At 71.7% G+C, this 23,029-nt stretch carries 25 protein-coding genes; 10 read left to right on the top strand and 15 right to left on the bottom strand.

What is annotated here, in order from left to right:
- Nucleotides 1-22: 22 nt before the first annotated feature.
- Genes HHX37_RS32120 through coxB form a run of 3 tightly spaced genes read right to left on the bottom strand, consistent with a single transcriptional unit; the run spans nucleotide 23 to nucleotide 2,771 of the window.
- A complete protein-coding gene (locus tag HHX37_RS32120) occupies nucleotides 23-418 on the bottom strand; it encodes a cytochrome c oxidase subunit 4 (RefSeq protein ID WP_182887823.1) in 396 nt (131 codons plus the stop codon).
- Complete coding sequence (gene ctaD / locus HHX37_RS32115) at nucleotides 415-2,079, bottom strand: cytochrome c oxidase subunit I (RefSeq protein ID WP_310740632.1); 1,665 nt, start codon at nucleotides 2,077-2,079, stop codon at nucleotides 415-417. Before ctaD ends, HHX37_RS32120 begins: the two co-directional genes overlap by 4 nt.
- Nucleotides 2,076-2,771: a cytochrome c oxidase subunit II gene (gene coxB, locus HHX37_RS32110; protein WP_259403199.1), complete on the bottom strand. Its 696-nt coding sequence runs from the start codon at nucleotides 2,769-2,771 to the stop codon at nucleotides 2,076-2,078. Before coxB ends, ctaD begins: the two co-directional genes overlap by 4 nt.
- A gap of 323 nt (nucleotides 2,772-3,094) precedes the next feature.
- Here coxB and HHX37_RS32105 point away from each other — a divergent pair, with 323 nt between their 5' ends.
- A complete protein-coding gene (locus tag HHX37_RS32105) occupies nucleotides 3,095-4,228 on the top strand; it encodes a cysteine desulfurase family protein (RefSeq protein WP_182887821.1) in 1,134 nt (377 codons plus the stop codon).
- Nucleotides 4,228-4,530, top strand: coding sequence for a sulfurtransferase TusA family protein (locus HHX37_RS32100; protein ID WP_182879146.1), 303 nt, complete (start codon nucleotides 4,228-4,230; stop codon nucleotides 4,528-4,530). Before HHX37_RS32105 ends, HHX37_RS32100 begins: the two co-directional genes overlap by 1 nt.
- A 91-nt stretch (nucleotides 4,531-4,621) precedes the next feature.
- Here HHX37_RS32100 and HHX37_RS32095 read toward each other — a convergent pair whose 3' ends face one another.
- Complete coding sequence (locus tag HHX37_RS32095) at nucleotides 4,622-5,608, bottom strand: carbohydrate kinase family protein (protein WP_182878149.1); 987 nt, start codon at nucleotides 5,606-5,608, stop codon at nucleotides 4,622-4,624.
- Nucleotides 5,609-5,778: 170 nt separating this feature from the next.
- A complete protein-coding gene (gene erpA / locus HHX37_RS32090; protein ID WP_117409175.1) occupies nucleotides 5,779-6,132 on the bottom strand; it encodes an iron-sulfur cluster insertion protein ErpA in 354 nt (117 codons plus the stop codon).
- Nucleotides 6,133-6,328: 196 nt separating this feature from the next.
- On the opposite strand from erpA, the gene nadA reads away from it, so the two are divergent.
- Nucleotides 6,329-7,483, top strand: a complete 1,155-nt coding sequence (gene nadA / locus HHX37_RS32085) for a quinolinate synthase NadA (protein WP_182887820.1) — start codon at nucleotides 6,329-6,331, stop codon at nucleotides 7,481-7,483.
- Between the two features lie 61 nt (nucleotides 7,484-7,544).
- Here nadA and HHX37_RS32080 read toward each other — a convergent pair whose 3' ends face one another.
- From HHX37_RS32080 to HHX37_RS32060, 5 genes are all read right to left on the bottom strand, one after another.
- The gene (locus tag HHX37_RS32080; RefSeq protein WP_182887819.1) at nucleotides 7,545-8,291 is read right to left on the bottom strand and encodes a maleylpyruvate isomerase family mycothiol-dependent enzyme; all 747 of its coding nucleotides are present in this window, start codon (nucleotides 8,289-8,291) and stop codon (nucleotides 7,545-7,547) included.
- A gap of 24 nt (nucleotides 8,292-8,315) precedes the next feature.
- Nucleotides 8,316-8,864, bottom strand: a complete 549-nt coding sequence (locus HHX37_RS32075) for a PspA-associated protein PspAB (protein WP_182879149.1) — start codon at nucleotides 8,862-8,864, stop codon at nucleotides 8,316-8,318.
- A gap of 82 nt (nucleotides 8,865-8,946) precedes the next feature.
- Nucleotides 8,947-9,837, bottom strand: coding sequence for a zinc metalloprotease HtpX (gene htpX / locus HHX37_RS32070; RefSeq protein ID WP_117409172.1), 891 nt, complete (start codon nucleotides 9,835-9,837; stop codon nucleotides 8,947-8,949).
- Complete coding sequence (locus tag HHX37_RS32065; RefSeq protein ID WP_117409171.1) at nucleotides 9,837-10,115, bottom strand: PspA-associated protein PspAA; 279 nt, start codon at nucleotides 10,113-10,115, stop codon at nucleotides 9,837-9,839. Before HHX37_RS32065 ends, htpX begins: the two co-directional genes overlap by 1 nt.
- Nucleotides 10,112-10,912, bottom strand: a complete 801-nt coding sequence (locus tag HHX37_RS32060) for a PspA/IM30 family protein (protein WP_117409170.1) — start codon at nucleotides 10,910-10,912, stop codon at nucleotides 10,112-10,114. Before HHX37_RS32060 ends, HHX37_RS32065 begins: the two co-directional genes overlap by 4 nt.
- A gap of 148 nt (nucleotides 10,913-11,060) precedes the next feature.
- Here HHX37_RS32060 and HHX37_RS32055 point away from each other — a divergent pair, with 148 nt between their 5' ends.
- The gene (locus HHX37_RS32055; RefSeq protein WP_138462863.1) at nucleotides 11,061-11,678 is read left to right on the top strand and encodes a DUF3043 domain-containing protein; all 618 of its coding nucleotides are present in this window, start codon (nucleotides 11,061-11,063) and stop codon (nucleotides 11,676-11,678) included.
- Nucleotides 11,679-11,776: 98 nt separating this feature from the next.
- Here the strand turns inward: HHX37_RS32055 and HHX37_RS32050 are convergent, their stop codons facing one another.
- A complete protein-coding gene (locus HHX37_RS32050) occupies nucleotides 11,777-12,916 on the bottom strand; it encodes a hypothetical protein (RefSeq protein ID WP_182887818.1) in 1,140 nt (379 codons plus the stop codon).
- Between the two features lie 63 nt (nucleotides 12,917-12,979).
- Here HHX37_RS32050 and HHX37_RS32045 point away from each other — a divergent pair, with 63 nt between their 5' ends.
- Nucleotides 12,980-13,978, top strand: a complete 999-nt coding sequence (locus HHX37_RS32045; RefSeq protein ID WP_117409167.1) for an aldo/keto reductase family protein — start codon at nucleotides 12,980-12,982, stop codon at nucleotides 13,976-13,978.
- A gap of 74 nt (nucleotides 13,979-14,052) precedes the next feature.
- Here HHX37_RS32045 and HHX37_RS32040 read toward each other — a convergent pair whose 3' ends face one another.
- Nucleotides 14,053-14,259, bottom strand: coding sequence for a hypothetical protein (locus HHX37_RS32040; RefSeq protein ID WP_117409166.1), 207 nt, complete (start codon nucleotides 14,257-14,259; stop codon nucleotides 14,053-14,055).
- 130 nt (nucleotides 14,260-14,389) lie between these two features.
- On the opposite strand from HHX37_RS32040, the gene HHX37_RS32035 reads away from it, so the two are divergent.
- A complete protein-coding gene (locus tag HHX37_RS32035; protein ID WP_182887817.1) occupies nucleotides 14,390-15,703 on the top strand; it encodes a bifunctional adenosylcobinamide kinase/adenosylcobinamide-phosphate guanylyltransferase in 1,314 nt (437 codons plus the stop codon).
- 122 nt (nucleotides 15,704-15,825) lie between these two features.
- Nucleotides 15,826-16,725 carry an adenosylcobinamide-GDP ribazoletransferase gene (locus HHX37_RS32030; protein WP_310740630.1) on the top strand — a complete coding sequence of 300 codons (900 nt, stop codon included), beginning with the start codon at nucleotides 15,826-15,828 and terminating at the stop codon, nucleotides 16,723-16,725.
- A gap of 107 nt (nucleotides 16,726-16,832) precedes the next feature.
- Here the strand turns inward: HHX37_RS32030 and HHX37_RS32025 are convergent, their stop codons facing one another.
- From HHX37_RS32025 to HHX37_RS32015, 3 genes are all read right to left on the bottom strand, one after another.
- A complete protein-coding gene (locus HHX37_RS32025; protein WP_310740629.1) occupies nucleotides 16,833-17,981 on the bottom strand; it encodes a CPBP family intramembrane glutamic endopeptidase in 1,149 nt (382 codons plus the stop codon).
- 168 nt (nucleotides 17,982-18,149) lie between these two features.
- Nucleotides 18,150-19,151 carry a DUF1648 domain-containing protein gene (locus HHX37_RS32020; RefSeq protein WP_182887815.1) on the bottom strand — a complete coding sequence of 334 codons (1,002 nt, stop codon included), beginning with the start codon at nucleotides 19,149-19,151 and terminating at the stop codon, nucleotides 18,150-18,152.
- Nucleotides 19,148-19,498 carry a GntR family transcriptional regulator gene (locus HHX37_RS32015; RefSeq protein WP_259406910.1) on the bottom strand — a complete coding sequence of 117 codons (351 nt, stop codon included), beginning with the start codon at nucleotides 19,496-19,498 and terminating at the stop codon, nucleotides 19,148-19,150. Before HHX37_RS32015 ends, HHX37_RS32020 begins: the two co-directional genes overlap by 4 nt.
- Nucleotides 19,499-19,633: 135 nt before the next feature.
- On the opposite strand from HHX37_RS32015, the gene HHX37_RS32010 reads away from it, so the two are divergent.
- The 3 genes from HHX37_RS32010 to HHX37_RS32000 all read left to right on the top strand — a co-directional run.
- Nucleotides 19,634-21,142 (top strand): leucyl aminopeptidase, encoded by a 1,509-nt coding sequence (locus HHX37_RS32010; protein ID WP_182887814.1) that lies wholly within the window; start codon nucleotides 19,634-19,636, stop codon nucleotides 21,140-21,142.
- A gap of 146 nt (nucleotides 21,143-21,288) precedes the next feature.
- Entirely contained in the window at nucleotides 21,289-22,668 is a 1,380-nt protein-coding gene (lpdA, locus tag HHX37_RS32005) for a dihydrolipoyl dehydrogenase (protein WP_182879155.1), read from the top strand.
- Nucleotides 22,669-22,699: 31 nt separating this feature from the next.
- Nucleotides 22,700-23,029 (top strand): biotin/lipoyl-containing protein (locus HHX37_RS32000; protein WP_310740628.1); only part of this gene is annotated, 330 nt, incomplete at its 3' end.

Below are 23,029 nucleotides of genomic sequence, written 5' to 3'. Positions count from 1 at the left end.
CGGCCGCCGCCGGGTCAGGGGCTCAGTGCGAGAAGTTGCCCCGGTAGTACTGGAAGACGAACCCGATCATGCTCATGAGCGTGCAGAACACGCCGACGAAGAAGAGCCACATTCCGACGGCGAAGCCGAAGAACGTGAGCGCGGCCGACAGGCAGACGAACAGCGGCCACCAGCTGTGCGGGCTGTAGAAGCCGACCTCGCCCGCGCCGTCGCTGATCTCGGCCTCCTTGTTGTCCTCGGGCTGGTCGCCGATGCGCCGCGCCGTGAACAGCAGGTAGTAGCCGATCATCAGGGCCAGGCCGACGGAGATCGCCATGGCGGTCGTACCGGTCGGCTCCTTGGACCAGAACCAGTAGACCACGTCGGCCGCGGCGAAGAAGACGCCGCAGAGCAGGAACATCCAGCCCTGGATCTTCATCGGGACTCCTCCACGAGCTCGGGCTTGGCCGTGATGTGCGGGTACTTGAGGTCGAACGCCGGGCGCTCGGACCTGATCCGCGGCAGCGACAGGAAGTTGTGCCGCGGCGGCGGGCAGGAGGTCGCCCATTCGAGCGAGCCGCCGAAGCCCCAGGGGTCGTCCACGGTGACCTTGGGCGCGAAACGCCAGGTCCGCCACACGTTGTAGAAGAACGGCAGCGTGGACGCGCCCAGCAGGAGCGCGCCGGCCGAGGAGATCATGTTCAGGTCGGTGAAGCCGTCGACCGGCGAGTAGTCGGCGTACCGCCGCGGGAAGCCGATGACGCCCAGCCAGTGCTGCACCAGGAAGGTCAGGTGGAAGCCGAAGAACAGCATCCAGAAGTGGACCTTGCCGAGCTTGTCGTTGAGCATCTTGCCGGTGAACTTGGGCCACCAGAAGTAGAAGCCCGCGAACATCGCGAACACCACGGTGCCGAAGACCACGTAGTGGAAGTGGGCGACGACGAAGTAGGTGTCGCTGATGTGGAAGTCGAGCGGCGGCGAGGCCAGGATGACGCCGGTCAGGCCACCGAACAGGAAGGTCACCAGGAAGCCGACGGCGAACAGCATCGGCGACTCGAACGACAGGTGTCCCCGCCACATCGTGCCGATCCAGTTGAAGAACTTCACCCCGGTCGGCACGGCGATGAGGAACGTCATGAACGAGAAGAACGGCAGCAGCACCTGGCCGGTGACGAACATGTGGTGCGCCCACACCGTGACCGACAGGCCCGCGATGGCGATGGTCGCGCCGACCAGGCCGATGTACCCGAAGATCGGCTTACGGCTGAAGACCGGAAGGATCTCCGTGATGATGCCGAAGAACGGCAGCGCGATGATGTAGACCTCGGGGTGGCCGAAGAACCAGAACAGGTGCTGCCACAGCATCGCCCCGCCGGTGGGCGAGTCGAAGATGTGCGCGCCTAGCTTGCGGTCGGCCTCCAGGGCGAGCAGCGCCGCCGCCAGCACCGGGAAGGCCAGCAGCACCAGGATGCTGGTCAGCAGGATGTTCCAGGTGAAGATCGGCATCCGGAACATCGTCATGCCGGGGGCCCGCATGGTGAGGATCGTGGTGATGAAGTTCACCGCGCCGAGGATCGTGCCGAGGCCGGACATCGCCAGGCCCATCACCCACAGGTCGCTGCCGAGGCCCGGCGAGGTCACCGCATTCGACAGCGGCGCGTACGCCGTCCAGCCGAAGGAGGCGGACCCGCCCGGGGTGAAGAAGCCGAGGACGGCGATGGTGCTGCCGAAGAGGTAGAGCCAGTAGCTCACCATGTTGAGCCGCGGGAACGCCACGTCGGGGGCGCCGATCTGCAGCGGCATCAGCTCGTTGGCGAAGCCCGCGAACAGCGGCGTCGCGAACATCAGCAGCATGATCGTGCCGTGCATCGTGAAGAGCTGGTTGAACTGCTCCGACGACACGAACTGCAGCCCGGGCTGGGCGAGCTCGGCCCGCATCACCAGCGCCATGACGCCGCCGATGAGGAAGAACACGAACGACGTGATCAGGTAGAGGTGCCCGATCACCTTGTGGTCGGTCGAGGACAGCCACTTGGCGATGACCGTGCCCTTGGTGTTCGGCCGCGCGGCGACGCCGGCCGGTTCCTGGATGGCGGTCACTGCGCACTCCCCGCCTGGCTCTTGATGTACTGGTCGAACTCGGCCTGGGGGACGAGCTTCACGGAGAACAGCATCTTGCTGTGGTCGGTGCCGCAGAGCTCGGCGCATCGGCCGACGAAGACGCCCGGCTTGTCGAGCGTCGTGATCTGGAAGTGGTTCTCCACGTTGCCGGGGAAGACGTCCTGCTTGAACAGGAACGCCGGCACCCAGAACGAGTGGATGACGTCGGGCGAGTGCAGGTCGAACTGCACCTGGGTGTTGACCGGCAGCACGAGCTGCGGACCCTGGGGGTTCTCGACGCTCTGCTTGCTCAGGTCCACCGGCACGCCCGCGACCACGGCCTTCTGGCCCTGGTAGTCGGTCGTGAAGCGCCAGCTCCACTGGTAGCCCTCGACGGCCACCTTGACCGGGGCGGCCTTGGTGATCCGCGTGATCTCGGTCTCGTCACGGGCCGTGAAGTAGAAGAAGACCGCCACCATGATGACCGGGACCACCGTGTAGAGGATCTCGATCGGCAGGTTGTAACGCACCTGCGGAGGCAGCTCGTCGGGGCTGTTCTTCTTCTTGCGGTGGAACACGCACGCCCACAGGATCAGGCCCCAGACGACCACGCCGGTGGCGAGAGCCGCGATCCAGCTCCCGTTCCAGAGCGTCTGGACGATGCCGGCCTGCTTGGTGACGCCTTCCGGCATGCCCCCACGAGACCACTGATCGATCGCCTGGCTGCTACACGCCGTCCCGGACGCCACCAGCAGCGCCAGGGCGGCGGCTCCGGGCAACCGGCGGCGTGCCCACGGTCGCCGTGTCGTACGGCGGGTCGGACTCACGGATCGCCTACCCCACAGATGAAGCCCAAGAGTTCCTCCCTTGGGCGGGTTTTCCAATTTGACCCAAAGGTGCGACCGGCTGCGGTGTTTCCGCCGGTCTGCCCTTTACTTGGTTGAGTTCACGCTGGGGGACACATTAGCGCGGACCGGCGCCGCCCCTCTGAGCAGCCCCCGTTAATGTCCTAACTGTGGCCTACCTCGACGCGGCGTCGACCGAACCTCTCCATCCCGCGGCACGTGACGCCCTGCTGGCGGCGATCGACGCCGGATGGGCCGATCCCGCCCGCCTGTACGGCACGGCGCGCCGCGCCCAGATGTTACTGGAGCGCGCGCGGGCAGAGGTAGCCGAACTGATCGGCGCCCGCGCCGACGAGGTGTCGTTCACCTCCTCCGGGACGCAGGCCGTCCACCTCGGGGTCCTCGGCACGCTGGCCGGCCGCCGCCGGGCCGGGCGCCGCCTGGTGGCGAGCGCGGTCGAGCACTCCAGTGTCCTGCACGCCGGTGAGGTCCACGAGCGCGACGGCGGCGAGGTGGAGATCGTGGGCGTCGGCCGTACGGGCCGGGTGGACGCGGAGGCGTTCGCCGAGGCCGTCGCGCGCCCCGGAACCGCCCTCGCGTGCCTGCAGACGGCCAACCACGAGGTCGGGACCCTCCAGCCGGTCGAGGACGCGGCGGAAGCGTGCCGGGAGGCCGGTGTGCCGCTGCTGGTCGACGCCGCCCAGTCGGCGGGCCGCCTGCCGGTCCCCGGAGGCTGGTCGGTGCTGACCGCGAGCGCCCACAAGTGGGGCGGCCCGGCGGGGGTGGGCGTGCTGGCGGTCCGCAAGGGCGTCCGCTGGCGTTCGCCGCTGCCCGAGGACGAACGGGAACGGCGGCGCGTGCCGGGGTTCGAGAACGTCCCCGCGATCGTGGCCGCCGCGGCGGCGCTGCGCGCGAGGTCGGCGGAGGCGGAGGCCGAGGGGCGGCGGCTGGCGGCCCTGACCGGCCGGATCCGCGCCGAGGTGCCCCGGCTGGTGCCCGACGTCGAGGTCGTCGGCGACCCGGACCTGCGCCTGCCGCATATCGTGACCTTCTCCTGCCTGTACGTCGAGGGCGAGGCGCTGCTGACCGAGCTCGACAAGGCCGGTTTCGCCGTCTCGTCAGGAAGTTCCTGCACGGCGAGTACGCTTCGTCCATCGCACGTCCTCGAAGCGATGGGCGTGCTTACACATGGGAATGTCCGGGTATCGCTGCCCCGTGGCGTGTCCGAGGACGACGTCGATCGGTTCCTCGCGGTGCTGCCGGGGATAGTGCGGCGGATCCGGTCGAGCTTGGGGGTGCGGTGATGTGGCGCAGACGGCCGGACGGCCGGGACACCCGGGCAGAGGAGCCGGAGGCTCCGCCCCGGCCCGTGGAGGTCCCCGCGCTGACGGTCGACGCGCTGGGCCGCAAGTGCCCGATCCCGATCATCATGCTCGCCGAGCGTATCAACCAGGTGCCCATGGGCGCCGTGGTGGCCGTGCTGGCCGACGACCCCGCCGCCTTCACCGACGTGCCGGCCTGGTGCCGGCTGAAGTCACACGAGCACGTGGCCAGCCACGAACTCCCCCAGGGCGGCTGGTCCATCCACGTCCGCCGCAACTACTAGGGAGTGTCTGACACTCCCTAGCGACCTCGTGGTTCGCCGCGGGCACTGCCGGGGCGAACCACGGGTCACGACGGTGTGGAGAGGCGGAGCGTCAGGCGTAGTGGCAGCGGGCGTGGGCGGCCACCTCGTCCGCGGCCTCCTGGCCGTACGCCGAGGCGAAGCGCTCGACGAAGACGCCCTGGCGCAGCTCGTACTCCTGGCCGCCGACCCGCTCCAGCACGTGGGTGGCGATGAGGTTGCCGATCTGGCCGCAGCGTTCGAGCGACAGCCCCCAGGCGAGGCCCGCGAGGAACCCGGCGCGGAAGGCGTCGCCCACCCCGGTGGGGTCGGCCTTGCCGAGCTCGGGAGCCGGCGGGACGTGGATCGAGGGCTCGCCCTTGCGGTCGATCCTGGCGCCCTTGGGGCCGAGGGTGGTCACCCGTACGCCGACCCGGTCGAGGATCTCCTCGTCCGACCAGCCGGTCTTCTGGGCGATGAGCCCGAGCTCGTAGTCGTTGCTGAACAGGTAGGCCGCGCCGTCGACGAGCCTGCGGATCTCCTCGCCGGGCATCCGGGCGAGCTGCTGCGACACGTCCGCCGCGAACGGGATGCCGCGGGTGCGCGCCTCGTCGGTGTGCCGCAGCATCGCCTCCGGGTCGTTGGGGCTGATCAGGACCAGGTCGAGCCCGCCCACACGCTCGGCGATCGGTCCCAGCTCGATCTCCCGGGCCTCCGCCATGGCGCCGGTGTAGAACGACGCGATCTGGTTGTGGTCCTCGTCCGTGGTGCACAGGAAGCGCGCGGTGTGGCGCAGCTCGGAGACGTGGAGGGAGGCGCAGTCGACGCCGTGCCGCTCCAGCCAGGAGCGGTAGTCGGCGAAGTCGGTGCCGACCGCGCCGACGAGGACGGGGGTGAGCCCCAGGCAGCCCATCCCGAAGGCGATGTTGCCCGCGCAGCCGCCGCGGCGGATCTGCAGGTCGTCCACGAGGAACGACAGGGACACCCGGTCGAGCTGCTCGGCGATCAGCTGGTCGCCGAAGCGGCCGGGGAACGTCATCAGGTTGTCGGTGGCGATGGAGCCGGTGACGGCGATGCGCACGGGGCCATTCTCCTCGTTGTCAGCATCAGGGAGACAGTCAGGAAGACAGGGGGCGGGGACGGTGCTCCCGCCGAACCTGTCGAGCGTACCGTCTCGGGCATGACGACGCCCCGCACAGACGATGTCCGTGCGGGGCGCTCAGATCCCGGCCGCCGGGCGCGGCGGCGCCGTCAGTTGAACGAGTCGCCGCAGGCGCACGAGCCCGTCGCGTTGGGGTTGTCGATCGTGAACCCCTGCTTCTCGATCGTGTCGACGAAGTCGACCGTGGCGCCGACGAGGTACGGCGCGCTCATCCGGTCGGTGACGACGTTCACGCCGCCGAAGGTGGAGACCACGTCGCCGTCCATGGAACGGTCGTCGAAGAAGAGCTGGTAGCGCAGACCGGAGCAGCCACCCGGCTGGACGGCCACCCGGAGCTGCAGCCCCTCCTCGCCCTGCTGCTCCAGCAGGCTCTTGACCTTCCCGGCGGCCGCGTCAGTCAGGATCAGGCCCTGCTGCGTGGTCTCGCTGCTCTCAACCGTCATGTGCTGACTCCCGCGTCTGCGCCAACCGCCCACCCGGAGCGGTCGAATGGTTCTGACGTCCTACCTAGACGCTACCAACACCCGCCGGTCCCTACACATTCCATGGGGGTACCCGCAACCCCACGGACGAACAGGGCGAAACGATGTGTAATGATTAGTCGTCAGTTAGACGATAAGTCCCCTAGGGGGTGTGGTCGTGACGATCACCGAGACCGGCCTTCCGCTCTTCATCCTCGGCAAGGGCACCGACGCGCACAGCGAGCGCGGCGTCGACTGCCCGGGCGAGCTGCCTCCCGCGTCCGACCCGGGGCTGGTGGAGCGCGCCCGCGCGGCCAAGGAGAGGCTGGGCGACCGGCTGTTCGTGCTCGGTCACCACTACCAGCGTGACGAGGTCATCCAGTTCGCCGACGTGACGGGCGACTCGTTCAAGCTCGCCCGGGAGGCCGCGGCCCGGCCGGAGGCCGAGTACGTCGTCTTCTGCGGCGTCCACTTCATGGCCGAGTCGGCCGACATCCTGACCGGCGACACGCAGAAGGTCGTCCTCCCCGACCTGGCCGCCGGCTGCTCGATGGCCGACATGGCCACCTTCTCCCAGGTGGAGGACTGCTGGGACGCCCTGGAAGACGCGGGGATCGCCGACCGCGTCGTGCCGATCACGTACATGAACTCCAGCGCGGACATCAAGGCGTTCTGCGGGCGCAACGGCGGCGCCGTGTGCACCTCCTCCAACGCCCGGCGCGCCCTCGACTGGGCCTTCGAGCAGGGCGAGAAGGTCCTGTTCCTGCCCGACCAGCACCTCGGGCGCAACACCGCCGTGCTGGAGATGGGCCTGTCGCTCGACGACTGCGTGGTCTACAACCCGCACCGCCCGAACGGCGGCCTCACCCGTGAGCAGCTCGAGAACGCGAAGATGATCCTTTGGAAGGGCCACTGCTCGGTCCACGGCCGCTTCTCCGCGGAGTGCGTGGACGAGGTGCGGGCCCGCATTCCGGGGGTCAACGTGCTCGTCCACCCCGAGTGCCGCCACGAGGTCGTCAACAAGGCGGACTTCGTCGGCTCGACCGAGTACATCATCAAGAAGCTGGAAGAGGCTCCCGCCGGGTCCTCCTGGGCCGTCGGCACGGAGCTGAACCTGGTGCGCCGCCTGGCGGACCGGTTCTCCGACAAGACCATCACGTTCCTGGACCGGACCGTATGCTACTGCTCCACGATGAACCGCATCGACCTGCCGCACCTGGTCTGGGCGCTGGAGTCGCTGGCCGCGGGCGAGGTCGTCAACCAGATCACGGTCGACGCTGACACCACCCACTGGGCCAAGGTCGCCCTCGACCGCATGCTCGCCCTGCCGTAACGAGACGCGAGAGGCGCCCCCGAAGCCACTTCGGGGGCGCCTTCGCTCAGATGCGGGCTCGTTAGATCTGGGCGCGTTCGCGCCACCAGTGCAGCAGTGCGGCGTCGCCCTCGACCGCGGCGGGTTCGCGCCGCCCCCACAGGGTCAGCATCAGATCCCCGGTCGTCTCCGTGCGCACGGTCACGTCGCCGGCCGCGTCCGACCTCTCGTACGCGAAACCGGCGGGCGTGAGCCGGACCAGCCAGGACCCGCCCGTACCGGCCCGCCAGGAGATCGACTCCCCGTCGCCCTTCAGCTCGGCGAGCAGGGGCCGCCACCGGGCGTACGGAAGCACGTCGAAGAACTCCGCCACCCCGTCCGCCGCGACGTCCTCGTCGACTTCGGGCGCGATGCCGAGGGCGATCTCCGCGTCGGCGCGGTGGACGACGGTCTCGTGCAACTGCCGCCGGGACCAGAACGCCGCGCTCCGCTCCCCCGCCCAGCCCCACACCTCCGTCTCCGGGTCGCGGCTCTTCATGGCCTCGGTCAGCAGCACGGCTCCGGCCCGCAGCCAGTCGGCGAAGCCGGCGAAGTCGGCGGGATACCCGTGGTCCATCTCCTCGCGGGGATAGCGGTGCGCCGCGGCGTCGCGGACCATCGCGGCCGCCCACCGGTGGACCGCCCCGGTGTGCTCGGCCAGCGCCCGGAGGTCCCATCCGGGGCAGGTCGGGACCGGCGTGCCGCCGTCCCGTCCTCGTACGGCGTCGGCCATCAGGCCGATCTCCCGGGCCGCCGCCTCGGTGTGTCTCAGGTGGGTCCAGTCACTCATGCTGCCTCCGGTGGCCGACGACGCTCACAGGCCCGGCGCGCCCCACACGGGGAACCAGCTCGCGAGATCGGGCTCGATCTTGAGCTCCTGGCCGAGGACGCCCCGCACCTGCAGTTCCAGCGCGTTGTCGCGGCGCGGCTCCCCGGCGGGAGCGAACGGGTAGAACGTGCCGCGCTTGTAGAGATAGACGATCGCCAGCTTCCGCTGCGAGGAATCGGCGAACGTCACCAGCGTGCACAGCAGCGAGGGCCCGAACCCGGCCGACTCCAACGACGAGTTCGCGGCGTGCAGGTCGGTCACGAGCCCGGCCACGTCGGGGTTGCGCACGGACACCCAGGTGTAGCCGTACGAGTCCTGCGACACCTGCGTCTCGCCCATCAGGGCCTCGATCTCCTGCTGGAGCCGGGCGAACGCGCCTCCCTCGGCCGCCCGGAAGCAGACCGAGCCGGTGCCCGCCGGGGCGAACCCGGTGGCGGCGCGCAGGGTGACGGCGGCGGACGGCAGGGCGAACAACGCGTCCAGGTTCGGTCTCGCGGCCTTCGACCGGCCGAGCAGGGCGTCGAACCAGCCCATCAGCGCTCCCGGCCCATCAGCGGCCCCCGACCATCAGCCCCGCCCCGACCATCAGCCGTCGCAACCATCAGCCGGCCCGTCATCAGCGGCCCAGGGCCGCGGAGATCTTGGCGAGCTGCTCCAGCCGGCGCTCCAGCGGCGGATGGGTCGACAGCAGCGAGGCGACGCTCTGGCCCGACAGGGCGGGCGCGAAGTAGAAGGCGTTGAACGGCTGGGCCTCGCGCAGGTCCCGGGTCGGGATCCGCGCGATATCCCCGCTGATCTTGGTGAGGGCGCTGGCCAGGGCGCTCGGCCGCTGCGTGAGCAGCGCTCCCGCGCGGTCGGCGGCCAGCTCCCGGTACCGGGACAGCGCCCGCGTCAGCAGGAAGCTGACGGCGTAGACCAGGCCGGAGACCGCGAAGATGATCAGCCCGATCGGCGGGCCGTTGTTGTCCCTGCGGTTGCCCAGCCCGGCGTACAGCGAGAAGCGGGTCATCAGCCCGGCCACGATCCCGAGGAAGGAGGCGATCGTCATCACCGCGACGTCCCGGTGGGCGACGTGCGACAGCTCGTGCGCCAGCACCCCTTCCAGCTCCTGCGCGTCGAGCCGGCGCAGGATGCCGGTGGTCACGCAGACCACCGCGTGCTTCTGGTCGCGCCCCGTGGCGAACGCGTTCGGCATGTCCGAGTCCGCGATCGCCACCCGCGGCTTGGGCATCCCCGCCAGCGCGCTCAGCCGGTCGACGATCCCGTGCAGCTCAGGAGCCTCCTGCGGGGAGACCTCCCGCCCGTTCATCGCGAACAGCGCGATCTTGTCGGACAGGAAGTACTGCACCAGCAGGAGGCCCGCGGCGATCACGAGGACCATGACCGCCCGGACGCCCACCGCGACCAGGACGGCCATGAACGCCACGTAGAGCAGCCCGAGCAGGAACATCGTCACGGTCATCCGCACGCTGAGGCCGCGATCAGGGGCGAACCGCGTGGAAGTCATCAGCCGGGGATGAGCCCGGTGTCCCCGAGCATCTCCCGCACCTCCTCGATCGAGGCGTCGGCCGGCGGCAGGATCAGCTCGGACGGCTCCAGGGAGTCGTCCGCCAGCGGCCTGCCCACGTCGCGGACCTTGTCGAGCAGCGCGTGCAGCTTGGCACGGAACTGCGTCTCGTCGTCCGTCTCGATGGCGGCCTCAAGCTCGCCGTCGAGCTCGTTCAGCACGTCGATGTCGGCGGGGGCGATCTCGACCTGCCCCTCGCCCATGATCCGGACTATCACAACCCCTCCCCCGGCTTACGGAGCTGCTGCGTGTGCTGCTGGGCGGCCGGGGCCGCCTGGCCCTGCTGCCCCGCCTCGATGGCGCTCTGCGGCGCCGGGCCCTGACCGAGCTCGGCCTTCATCCTGGCCAGTTCGAGCTCCACGTCCTGGCCGCCGCCCATGCGGTCGAGCTCCGCCTGGATGTCGTCGCGCTGCCCGGTGAAGTCGTCCAGCGCGCCGCTGGCCAGCAGCTCGTCGATCGCGCCGGCACGGGCCTGCATCTGCGCGGTCTTGTCCTCGGCCCGCTGGATGGCCAGGCCGACGTCGCCCATCTCCTCCGAGATTCCGGAGAACGCCTCGTTGATCCGCGTCTGGGCCTCGGCCGCCGTGTACGTGGCCTTGATGGTCTCCTTCTTCGTACGGAAGGAGTCGACCTTGGCCTGGAGCCGCTGGCTGGCGAGAGTGAGCTTCTCCTCCTCGCCCTGGAGGTTGCTGTACTGGAGCCGCAGGTCGGCGATCTGGGCGTTCAGACCGTTGCGGCGGGTCAGCGCCTCGCGAGCGAGGTCCTCGCGCCCGGCCGACAGCGCCTGCCTGCTCTGGTTCTCCAGCTTCGAGGTCTGGCTCTCGAGCTGGTTGATCTGCAGTTCCACCCGCTTGCGGCTGGTGGCCACGTCGGCCACGCCACGGCGGACCTTCTGCAGCAGTTCAAGCTGCCGCTGATAGGAATAGTCCAGCGTCTCCCGCGGATCCTCCATCTTGTCCAAGGCCTTGTTGGCCTTGGACTTGAAGATCATGGAAAGTCTCTTCATCACGCTCATGCGCGTCGGCCGTCCCCTTCTCCAAGGTCCTGCGTGGGTGACCCCAGCCGTCTAAAGCCCCTTGCCCAGGCGGCGGAACCGCCTGGGTTCACCCTACGCATAACGCGCGAGGGCGTCACTAAGTTGCACTCCCGGTAGGCTGGGCGACGTGTTCCGACGTCGCACCCAGACCTCTGCGGAGGACTCCCCCGTCCCTGTAGAGGATCCTAAGCCCCACGGCACCCCGGGCAAGGGCCGTCCCACTCCCAAACGGAGCGAGGCGCAGGGCCGCCGCCGCTCCCCGGTGACCGCGCCCTCCAACCGCAAGGAGGCCTACCGCCTGGCCCGCGAGCGCGACAAGGCGCTGCGGGCGCGGCAGCGTGAGGCCATGCTGCGCGGAGACGAGCGGGCGCTCCCCGTACGCGACCGCGGCCCGGTGCGCAAGTTCGCCCGTGACTGGGTCGACTCGCGGCGCCTGCCCGGGCAGTACTTCCTGCCCGTCGTCTTCGTCATCATGCTGCTGTCGATGGTGCCGTTCCCGATCCAGGTCCGCTCGGCGGTCCTCCTGGTCTACACGCTGTCCCTGCCGGTCGTGATGGTGCTGGTGCTGGCCGGCTCCTTCTACGTCGCCGGACGCGTGAAGAAGGAGGCGGCGGAGAAGTTCCCGGGCGAGAGCCTCAAGGGCATCGGCTTCTACGCGGCGATGCGGTCGTCGCAGATGCGGCGCCTGCGCTTCCCCAAGCCCACCGTCCTGCCCGGCGGCATCCCGGTCGAGCTGAAGAAGTGACGCCCGCACGCTGATCCCGGCACGGTGAGTCCCGGGCGGTGATCCCCCCACGGTGAGTCCCGGAGGGCGACGCCCGCTTGGTGCCACCCGCGCGTGGATCAGGCGGACGTCCAGTCCAGCACGCCGTGACGCACCACCGGCCGGAAACCGCCGGACGCGGCGTCACGGGTGAGCGCGTCGGCCGTGGCCCGCAGCAGCGCGTAGTAGGACGACCAGCCGGCCTGGTAGTACGGCAACTCCGGCGACGCCGCGCCGACCCCGCCGGTGGCGGCGTCGGTCACCAGGTAGCCGCCCAAGTCCACGGCGCGGGCGACGGGGACGCCGCCCATCCCGCACGCCTCCGGCCAGGCGGAGACCATCTCCCGCGTGCTCATCATCAGGTCGGACGTCGGGAACCGGAAGCTCGCACCGCCACGGGAGCCGTCGTGGCGCAGCAGCGACGCCCGCAGGGAGTCGGGCAGCCGGGTCCCGAGCCGTTCCTCCGCCCTGGCCACCAGTCGCGGGGCCGCCGGGCCGTTCAGGGAGGCGTACGTCCGCGGCGCGTGCGCCTTGAGCCAGCGCTCGATCCGCCGCCACTGCCGGTTGACCCCGGCGGTCACGCGGCGGGAGACCGGCCGTACGGCCGGCGTTCCCGGGGGCGCCGGATGGAGCACGCACTGGGGGCCGGGAGACGTCTCCGGCTCCGCGGTCACGGGCTCCCTATCCTCCGGGTATGCGGGAACCTCACCTCCGCACTCGTCCGCCGTGCAGTCGGCCACCGAGTAGAGGATGCCGGGGCCCTGCCCCGGCTCGCAGACGTCCGCCGGGCACGGTTCGTAGGACGTCCAGGCGTCCGGAGCGAACACGGCGCTCTCCAGCACCTGCGCTCCGAGGGCCAGCAGGGTGATCGACACGACCGCCGCCGCCGTCCAGCGGCGCGCCCTCGTCCCGCGCGGCGGCACGATCCCCTTGATCGGCGGGAGTCCCCCCAGAAGGCGGGCGACGGGAGCGCCGCCCTCCGGCCGCCGGTAGCGCTCCAGGTCCTCCTCGGTGGCCCACCCCAGCACCGGCTCCGGGCCGCGCCGGGCCTCCGCGTCCCCGCTCTCCCCTTGGGACGGCGAGGTGGTGGCCCGGGACGGCCCTACAGGCGTGGCGGCCCGGCGTCGCCGCGCGGCCAGAACCAGCCCGGCGGCGGCCCCCGCGACCAGCGCGGCCAGCAGTGCCAGCCGTACGGGACGAGAAGAGATCAACCGGCGCACGCCGGGCACCTTACCGCGATCCGATCATCGGGGTGCCGAGACTCATGACCTAATGTCAGAGGCATGGAATACCGTCATCTTGGCCGCAGCGGCCTCATGGTCAGTGAGATCAGCTACGGAAACTGGATCACCCACGGTTCCCAGGTGGAGGAGGACGCCGCCGTCGAGTGCGTCCGCGCGGCCCTCGACGAGGGGATCACGACCTTCGACACCGCCGACGTCTACGCCGGGACCCGGGCGGAGGAGGTGCTCGGCCGCGCGCTGAAAGGTGTGCGCCGCGAGTCGCTGGAAATCTTCACGAAGGTCTACTGGCCGACGGGTGAGGGCAAGAACGACCGGGGCCTGTCCCGCAAGCACATCACGGAGTCGATCAACGGCTCGCTCCGCCGCCTGCAGACCGACTACGTGGACCTCTACCAGGCGCACCGCTTCGACGTCGAGACGCCGCTGGAGGAGACCCTGCGCGCGTTCGACGACCTCGTGCGGCAGGGCAAGGTCCTCTACGTCGGCGTCAGCGAGTGGTCGGCCGACCAGATCGCGCGGGCACTGAAGATCGCCGACGAGATGGGGTTCGACCGGCTGGTGTCGAACCAGCCGCAGTACTCGATGCTGTGGCGGGTCATCGAGTCCGAGGTCGTGCCGCTGTGCGAGAAGGAGGGCCTCGGCCAGATCGTCTGGTCGCCCATCGCGCAGGGCGTGCTGACCGGCAAGTACCTGCCCGGCCAGCCGCCGCCGGCCGGGTCGCGCGCCACCGACTCCACCGGCTCGGGTTTCATCAACCGGCTGATGCGGGACGACGTGCTGCGGCGGGTGCAGGACCTCAAGCCGATCGCGGCCGACCTCGGCCTGTCGATGGCCCAGCTCGCCGTGGCGTGGGTGCTGCAGAACCCCAACGTGTCGTCGGCCATCGTCGGGGCGACCAAGCCGGAGCAGGTGCGCGACAACGTCAAGGCCACCGGTGTGAAGCTCGACGCCGAGGTGCTCAAGAAGATCGACGACGTGCTGGAGCCCGTCGTCGAGCGTGACCCGGCCAAGACCGTCAGCCCGTCCAGCCGTCCCTGAGGCTCAGCCCGATCACGTCGGCGCGCCGCCCGGCTCCCGCGTTCACGGGGTCCGGGCGGCGAGCGCCGCGCGCCTCACTCGGCGCGCAGGGACATCCCCGAGTATTCGACCCGTTCGTCCTCCAGCAGCGACACCTGCTCGACGCCGGCCTCCAGGAGTTCGCGCCAGCTCTCCCCCAGCCACGACTCCGCGTCCGACTGGCTGGAGAAGATCTCCCGGGGCAGCGGGCGGTCCGTGACCTCGCCGCCGTTCGCGTCCTCGTAACGCCACCGCCAAATCATCCGCACCCGCTCCTTCGCTTCCTCGCCGTCCCCGCGCCCGGGACGCACGCCGGGCCGCCGCGACGCGACGGCCGTGCAGCCGGACCCTATCCTGGCTACCCGATCTCGGCGGAGCGCGGAAGGGGGCGACATGAAGGTCCGGGTGGAGGGCACCGGCGGGCTCCAGGGCTGGCCTGTCCCAGGTTGCGCCTGCGCGTCCTGCGGACGCCTCGATCCCGGCCACCGGCGGCCCGCGTCCGTCCTGGTCGACGACCGCGTACGGCTCGCTCCGGCCGCGCCGGGTCAGGCGCCGGAGGCTGTCACCGCGACCGCACCGGACACCCCGATCGCACCGGACGCTCCGGCGGGGCCGCACGCGGGGGCCGAGGGGCGCCTGCCCGAGGGATACCGGGAACTCCGCACCTCGGACGGCCGCGAGGTCACGACGCCCGACGGCGGCAGGCTGCTGTACGCCGTGGGCCCGCCGTCCGGCCGCGGCGAGCCGGACTCGCCTCCCGACGCGCCCTTCGACGTGGTGCTCATCGATCTGCCGGACCGGCCGGAACGGCTGGGTGACCTGCGCCGGCGGGGGCGGGTGACGGCGAGCACCCGGATCGTCGCGGTGCACCTCTGCCACCGCATCCCCTCGGAGGGCGAACTCGCCCGAAGACTCGGCTTCTGGGGAGCGGAGACCGTCCCCGACGGAGCCGTCGTCGGCACGGCGGGCACACCGATCACCGGCGGTCCTGCCCACGTCACCGGAGTCCGGCACACCGTGGACGGACCCTCTCCCACCACGGCCGGATCCGCCGTAGCCGGCGGCCAGACCTGCGCGGGTGACCCCGCGGCCGTCTCTCCGGCCCCGGACGTCACGGTGACGAACGGCGTCCGCGCCGCACAACGAGGCGGGCGGCCCCGCCGCACGCTGCTGCTCGGCGGTTCCCGGTCGGGCAAGTCCGAGGAGGCCGAACTCCGTCTGGCCGCCGAGCCGGAGGTGACCTATGTCGCCACCGGGCCCTCCGGGGGCGACGACCCGGACTGGCTGGCCCGCGTACGGGCTCATCGGGAACGACGCCCCACGCACTGGCGAACCGTGGAGACCACCGATCTCGCGGCGGTGCTGTCCGGCGGCCGGGGGACGTTCCTGGTCGACGGGATCGGCACCTGGCTCGCCGCCGTGTTCGACGAGTGCGGCGCCTGGCCGGACGACGCCCGCCCGGAAGACCTCCGCCGCCTCGCCCTCGGCCGGGTGGAAGCGCGGTGTGCGGCGCTGGTGGACGCCTGGCGAGGCACCCGCGCCCGGGTGGTGGCGGTGAGCGACGAGACCGGCCTGGGGGTGGTTCCGGCCACCGCCGCCGGCAGGCTCTTCCGCGACGCGCTCGGCCGCCTCAACCAGGCCCTCGCCCGGGAGTCCGAGGAGGTCGCCCTCGTGGTCGCCGGCCGGGTCGTCCCCCTGCCGATCTGATCGCCACAGCGCCACCGCCCTCACCCGCAGCAGGCCAGGAGCCACGAGCCGGAGGGCCACTACGATCGTCCCCCGTGCCCTCTGACCCCCGCGTAAGTCCCGGTGCGGCCTGGTGGTTCGCCGTGGGAACCCTCACGATCTTCCCGGTGCCGCCCGTACGGGCCGACCGCTCCGTGGTGGGCCGCGCCATGTCCCTGGCGCCGTTCGTCGGGATGGCCCTCGGCGTGGCGGGCTCCGCCGTGTTCGTGGCCGCCTGGGCGGCGTCCGGCTCGTCGCTGATCGCCGCCGTCCTCGCGGTCGGGACGCTCGCGTGGCTGACCCGGGCCCTGCATCTCGACGGCCTCGCGGACCTCGCCGACGGGCTCGGCAGCGGAAAGCCGATCCAGGGGGCCCTCGACGTGATGAAGCGCTCCGACATCGGGCCGTTCGGAGTCGTCACCATCCTGATCACCCTGTTCCTCCAGGTCGCGACGCTCCAGCGGGCCGGCCCGTTCGCCTGGCCGATGCTGGTGACGGCCGCCGCCACCGGCAGGCTGGCCGTCACGTGGGCCTGCCGCGCGGGGGTGCCCGCCGCCCGTCCAGGCGGCCTCGGCGCTCTGGTCGCGGGCACCGTAGGGCGGGGCGCGGCCGTCGCGGCGACCGTCGTCACCGCGGCCGTCGTGGGTCTCCTCGCCCTTGCCGCGATCAGCCCGCCGCACCTGGACGCGGTCTCGGCTCTGATCGGATTCGCGCAGGGTTCTCCCAGCGACCACTCCGGCCCGTCCATCGCTGCCGAGAACGTCGCGGTGGCGGTCGCCGACGCGGGAGTCCGGCCCGCCGGGCTGCTGTACCGCCTCTCGGGCGATTCGCGTCTGAGCGTCACCGCCGGTCTGCTCCTGGCGATGGCCGCCGGGCTGGTGTCCACCGCCCTGCTGCGCCGCCGGGCCGTACGGCGACTGGGCGGCATCACGGGCGACGTGCTCGGCGCCCTGGTGGAGACGGCCACGACGGCGACGCTGCTGGCCGCCGCCGTCCTCGTCTGACGTCCGTCCGGCGCCTGCCGGTCGAACAGGGGCTCACCGGCAGAGGGCCCGGCAGCCCGCCACGGGCTCGGCCGCCGGACCGCCGGCGGCCTCGGCGACCGGGCGGGTCAGCGCGGCGCGGACACGGGACGCAGCCGGAAGGCGACGAACACGACGACCGCGAGCAGCGCCCAGCCGACGACGCCGGTGACACCGGCGAGCGCCGGGTTCGGCGGGGCGCCCGCGTCGCCGAGGAGCAGCGCCAGGCCCGTCACCGCGTTGAGCGAGCCGTGTGCGATGACCGCGGGCCACACGCTGCGCGAGCGCAGCCGCATCCAGCCGAGCAGCGCCCCGAAGACGACGCAGAAGCCGACGAACAGCACCGCCGCCCAGGCGCCGAGTGCCGGGTAGTTGTACCCCTTCAGCGTCAGCGGTGCGTGCCAGAGGCCCCAGATCACCCCGGACAGCGCCAGCGCGAGCCATACCCGGCGCCCGCGCCGCTCCCCCGCGGCCCTGTCCCCCGCGGCCCTGTCCCCCGCGGCCCCGTCCCCGGCACCCGCGACCCCGGCGTTCACGCCCCCGGCGTTCACGCCCCCGGCGTTCGCGACCTCGGCGTTCGCGACCTCGGCACCGGCGACCTCCGCGTTGACGTTCCCGGCGTGCGCGACCTCCGCGTCAGTGTTCCCGGCGGGCGTGACCTCGGCGTTCTCGTGCCCGGCGGCATGCGCGGGCGTGACGGCGGGGTCGCCGAGCAGGCGCGGCAGCAGCCAGCCCCGCCAGCCCCACTCCTCTCCGAGCGCGGGAATCGCGTTCAGGAACGGGGCGATCAGCACGGCCTGCACAGCCTGCACGACATACAGGATCCGCGGGTCCATCGGGACCTGCCCCAGGACCGCTCCAAGTTGCGCGCGGAAGAGGCTGAGCCCGGCGAAGTCGAGGCTCACCACGCCGGCGGCGGCGCTGATCAGGAGTGCGACGGCCACGAGAAGCGGCACGCCGAGCAGGGCCGCCGCCAGGAGTGCGGCGGTTCTCCCCCGGTCCGGTCCGAGCGTGAGCCCCGTCGCCCGCGCCCACTCCTTCAGCCGCGTGCCGCGCCGCCGCAGGACCCACACGGCCAGTACGCCGAGGGAGGGCGTCAGCATCATCAGTCCTCCGACCAGCGCGAAGGCCGGCGTGGCGAGCCGTACGGCCCCCAGCCAGACGGGCAGCGCGATCAGCCACGAGGCCCCGAACGCGACGAGGAGGAAGAGGCAGACATCGGCGTTACGGCGGACCACGGTCATCACCTTTCGAACGAGGACGGATGGTAGGCGGACGACGGTCCCGCCGCGCGGCAGGCACGGCGAGGCGGTGTCGCGAGCGGTGGGATGACGGCCGGACTGGGTGAGCGCCCGCCGCCCCACGAAGCGCGCGGAGGATGGGGCGGTGGGGCGGCGCGGCGGTGGTCAGGCGGTCCTGCGGGCGGCGAGGGCGTTGAGCAGGGCGGCGCCGGTCTCGGCGTCGTCCACGCTGACGGCGAGTTGCCCGCCGGAGGTGTAGCGCACGACCAGGCAGTCACCTCCGCGGATCATGACGGTGGCCCTGCCGGGCAGGCCGCGGACGCCCCATCCGCCCACCTGCACAGGCGACCTCCACTCCACCCAGGCCCGCTCGATCCGGTCCAGCCGCACGGTGCGCGAGGGCCACCGCAGCGGGCCGAACGCCATGGTCAGCCCCTCGGGTGCGATCCGTACCGAGACCGACGACACCGCCAGCCCGATCACGGCCGCCAGGGCGAGCGGCAGGGCGGTGGACCAGCCCGCGGGGGCGAGGCCCAACAGAGCTGCCGCGGCGAACGACAGCGCCGCGGCGAACGCCACGACCCCCAGCCCCACCGCCCAGGGCGCCGTCGCGGTGGACACCCACACCGGCCGCTTCCGGGTGTCGAGGTCGATCAGCGGACCCGGCCGCTCCCGCTCCGGCGGCGCGTCGTCCGGGCCGAGCCGCCCGGCGAGCCGGCCCAGCGCCCCGAGCGCGAAAGCGACGCCGACGACCACCACGATCTCCCAGCTCGGCGAGGCCGCCCGGGTCCAGTCGTCCCGGCCGAGGTTCGCGGCGACCGTCACGGCCTGGACGCCGATCAGGAAGGCGCCGGTCCAGCCCAGCCCGGCGGCGAACCAGACGCGCGTCGCCCTGCGGATCTCCCCCCGCGTCCGCGCCAGCCCGACGAGACTCGTCCCCGCGACGACGGCCCACACCAGGGCGAAGAGCGTCAGCGCGGCCGGCGGCATGGACCGGTCCGGCTGCCCGGACGGCCCCCAGTGACTCGCGACGGGATCGGGGAGCCGGCCGGCGAACGCCAGCGGCACCGCCACGAGCACGGCGGCGACCAGGACGGTCCAGGCCGCGGCGGCCAGGAGGAAGCGGGGGCGCACGCCCGTGTCGGAGGTCCGGTGCGGGTGGGTCATGGCGATTCCTTCATGAGTTCCTTGACGATGCCGAGGACGTCTTCGGGACCGACCCCGTATTGGGCGGCCTCGTCGAACAGGTCACGCACGCGTTGGCGGAGCGCCGCACGCCCGTCGGGCCGCCGGAGCACGGACACGCCGCGCCCCCGGCGGAACTCCAGCAGGCCCTCGTCCCGCAGTTCGCGCAGCGACCGCAGGACCGTGTTGGCGTTGACTCCCAGCGCGGCGGCCAGGTCCCGGGCCGGTGGCAGCCGGTCGCCCGGCGTGACGTCCCCGGTGGTGATGGCGCGCTTGATGGCCGCGCTCACCTGCTCGTGCAGGGGACGCGGGTCGTTGAGATCGAGCATGAGCAACATGGTGCTAACCACATTAGCATTATCTGCCGTTTGGTGCTGTTTCCATCAGCACCATCGAGCGCACCCATAGATGGGATGAACCCTCGTTTATGCGTAGCCGAGTAAGCCCAGCTAGCATCGGCTCACGTGACCACAGTGCGTATCGACGCGTCTGACGCGGTCTCGACCGAGACCGGCGCCCTCATAGTCGGCATCCATACGACCCCCGACGGCCCACGCACGGCCCCGGGCGGCGAAGGCCTCGACCAGGCCCTGGACGGACGGCTGACCGAGATCCTCACGACGATGGGGTTCACGGGCAAGGCCGAGGAGGTCGTGAAGATTCCGACCTTCGGCGCGCTGCCCGCGCCCGTCGCCGTCGCCGTCGGCCTCGGCGAGGCGCCCGAAGGCGACTACGACCAGGAAACCCTGCGCCGGGCGGCCGGAGCGGCCGTACGGTCGCTCGCCGGCACGCCGTCCGCGGCGCTCGCCCTGCCCGCCCGCACGGCCGCGGAGGCGGCGGCCGTGGCGCTGGGCGGCCTGCTGGGCGCCTACGACTTCACGCGATACCGCACCGGCGGCGACCGCAAGCCGCCCGTCGGCGAGATCGTCGTCCTGTCCGGCGCGGCCGGGGCCGAGGAGGCCGCCGAGCGCTCGGCGACGGTCGCCGAGTCGGTCACCCTCGTCCGCGACCTGGTGAACACGCCGCCGTCCGACCTGTGGCCCGCGCGCTTCGCCGAGATCGCGCAGGAGAAGGGCGGCGAGGCCGGCCTCTCCGTGGAGGTCTGGGACGAGGTCCGGCTCAAGGAGGAGGGGTTCGGCGGCATCGTCGGCGTCGGCCAGGGCTCGGTCAACCCGCCCCGCCTGGTCCGTCTCGCCTACAGCCACCCCGAGGCCTCCCGGAAGGTGGCCTTCGTCGGCAAGGGCATCACGTTCGACTCCGGCGGCCTGTCCCTCAAGCCCAGCGCCTCGATGGACTGGATGAAGTCCGACATGGGCGGCGCGGGCGCCGTGTTCGGCGCGCTCCTCGCGATCGCCCGGCTGGGCCTGCCCGTCAACGCGGTCGGCTACCTCTGCCTGGCCGAGAACATGCCCTCCGGCAGCGCCCAGCGCCCCTCCGACGTCCTGCACACCTACAGCGGCAAGACCGTCGAGGTGCTCGACACCGACGCCGAGGGCCGCCTGGTGCTGATCGACGGCATCGCCCGCGCCCTCGAGGACGCCCCCGACGTGGTCATCGACGTCGCCACCCTCACCGGCGCCCAGATCGTCGCGCTGGGCTGGCGTACGGCGGGGGTGATGGCCAACGACGACGCGCTGCGCGAGGAGGTCGTCCGCATCGCCGGCGAGCAGGGCGAGGGCGCCTGGGGCATGCCGTTGCCCGCCGAGCTGCGCAAGGGGCTCGACTCCGCGGTCGCCGACATCGCCAACCTCCAGCCCGAGCGCTGGGGCAGCATGCTCGCCGCGGGCATCTTCCTGCGGGAGTTCGTGCCGCAGAGCGTCCCGTGGGCGCACGTGGACATGGCCGGGCCCGCGTTCAACAAGGGCGAGCCGCACGGCTACACCCCCAAGGGCGGCACCGGCGCGCTGACCCGCACGCTCGTCGCGATCGCGGAGCGGTACGCCGGGAACGGCACGTCCGACCGGGCTGTTTAACAGGAAGACGGCCTGACACCAGGCCGGACCGACAGAAGACGGCGTGTGGCGGCGTGCCCGCGGGCCGGGGCCATGATCGCCTGGGACTAGTGAGAAGATGCCGCCGGACTCATCCGGCGGAGTGAATACGACCAAGGAGCATTCCAGTGGCTGATGGCAGCGGCCCCTACGACATCGTCGTCCTAGGTGGCGGTAGCGGTGGTTACGCCTGTGCCCTGCGGGCGGCCGAGCTCGGCATGAACGTCGTCCTCATCGAGAAGGACAAGGTCGGGGGCACCTGCCTGCACCGCGGCTGCATTCCCACGAAGGCGCTGCTGCACGCGGCCGAGCTGGCCGACCAGGCCCGTGAGGGCGAGTCGTTCGGTGTGCGCACCCGGCTGGAGGGCATCGACGTCCCCGGCGTCCACGCGTACAAGGACAAGGTGATCGGGGGCCTCTACAAGGGCCTCGCCGGGCTCATCAAGAGCAAGAAGATCACCGTGGTCGAGGGCGAGGGCCGCCTGGCCGGACCCAACCGCGTGGCGGTCGGCGACCAGGTGTACGAGGGCCGCAACGTCGTGCTGGCGACCGGCTCGGTGCCGAAGTCGCTGCCCGGCCTCGACATCGACGGCGAGAAGGTGATCAGCAGCGACCACGCGCTGGTCCTGGACCGGGTGCCGTCCTCGGTGGTCATCCTGGGCGGCGGCGTCATCGGCGTCGAGTTCGCCAGCGTGTGGCGTTCGTTCGGGGCCGAGGTCACGATCGTCGAGGCGCTGCCGCACCTGCTGCCGCTGGAGGACGAGTCGAGCTCCAAGCTGCTGGAGCGCGCCTTCCGCCGCCGGGGCATCAAGTACGAGCTGGGCGCCCGGTTCGAGAGCGTCAAGACCACCGGCACCGGGGTCGTCGTCTCGCTGGAGAACGGCAAGACCCTCGACGCCGAGATCATGCTCGTCGCGGTCGGCCGCGGCCCGGTCTCGGCCGGTCTCGGCTACGAGGAGAACGGCGTCTCGACGGAGCGCGGCTACGTGCTCGTCAACGAGTTCTGCCAGACCAGCGTGCCGGGCGTGTACGCCGTGGGCGACCTGATCCCCACGCTGCAGCTCGCCCACGTCGGCTTCGCCGAGGGCATCCTGGTGGCCGAGCACATCGCCGGGCTCAACCCGGTCCCGATCGACTACGACGGCGTCCCGCGCATCACCTACTCCGAGCCCGAGGTCGCGTCGGTCGGCGTCGCCACGTCGGTCGCCCGCGAGCGCGGCCACGACGTCGTCGAGCTGAGCTACAACCTCGCGGGGAACGGCCGGAGCAAGATCCTGCAGACTCAGGGCGAGGTCAAGGTCGTCGCCGAGCGCGACGGCCGGGTGCTCGGCGTCCACATGGTCGGCAGCCGGGTGGGCGAGCTGATCGCGGAAGCCCAGCTGATCTTCAACTGGGAGGCCACGGCCACCGACGTCGCCCAGCTGATCCACCCGCACCCGACCCAGTCCGAGGCCCTCGGCGAGGCGATGCTGGCCCTGGCCGGCAAGCCGCTGCACGTCCACAACTGAAGCCCTCCTAGCGAACGCGAGAGAAGAAACCATGCCGGTCTCCGTAACCATGCCCCAGCTCGGCGAGAGCGTTACCGAGGGCACCGTCACCCGCTGGCTGAAGAAGGAAGGCGAGCGCGTCGAGGCCGACGAGCCGCTGCTCGAGGTGTCGACGGACAAGGTCGACACCGAGATCCCTTCGCCGTCCGCCGGCTACCTGACCAAGATCATTGTGGCTGAGGACGAGACGGTCGAGGTCGGCGCCGAGCTCGCGCTGATCGACTCCGAGGCGGGCGCCGCTCCGGCCGCCGCCGAGCCGGCGCCGGCCGCGCCCGAGCCGGCCCCGCAGCCCGAACCCGAGCCGCAGCCCGCGCCGCAGGCC

The sequence above is a fragment of the Microbispora sp. H10885 genome, from assembly GCF_014161415.1.
Lineage (GTDB): Bacteria > Actinomycetota > Actinomycetes > Streptosporangiales > Streptosporangiaceae > Microbispora > Microbispora triticiradicis.
Note: the sequence above shows the minus strand (reverse complement) of the source record. Positions and strands in the feature narration are given on the sequence as shown.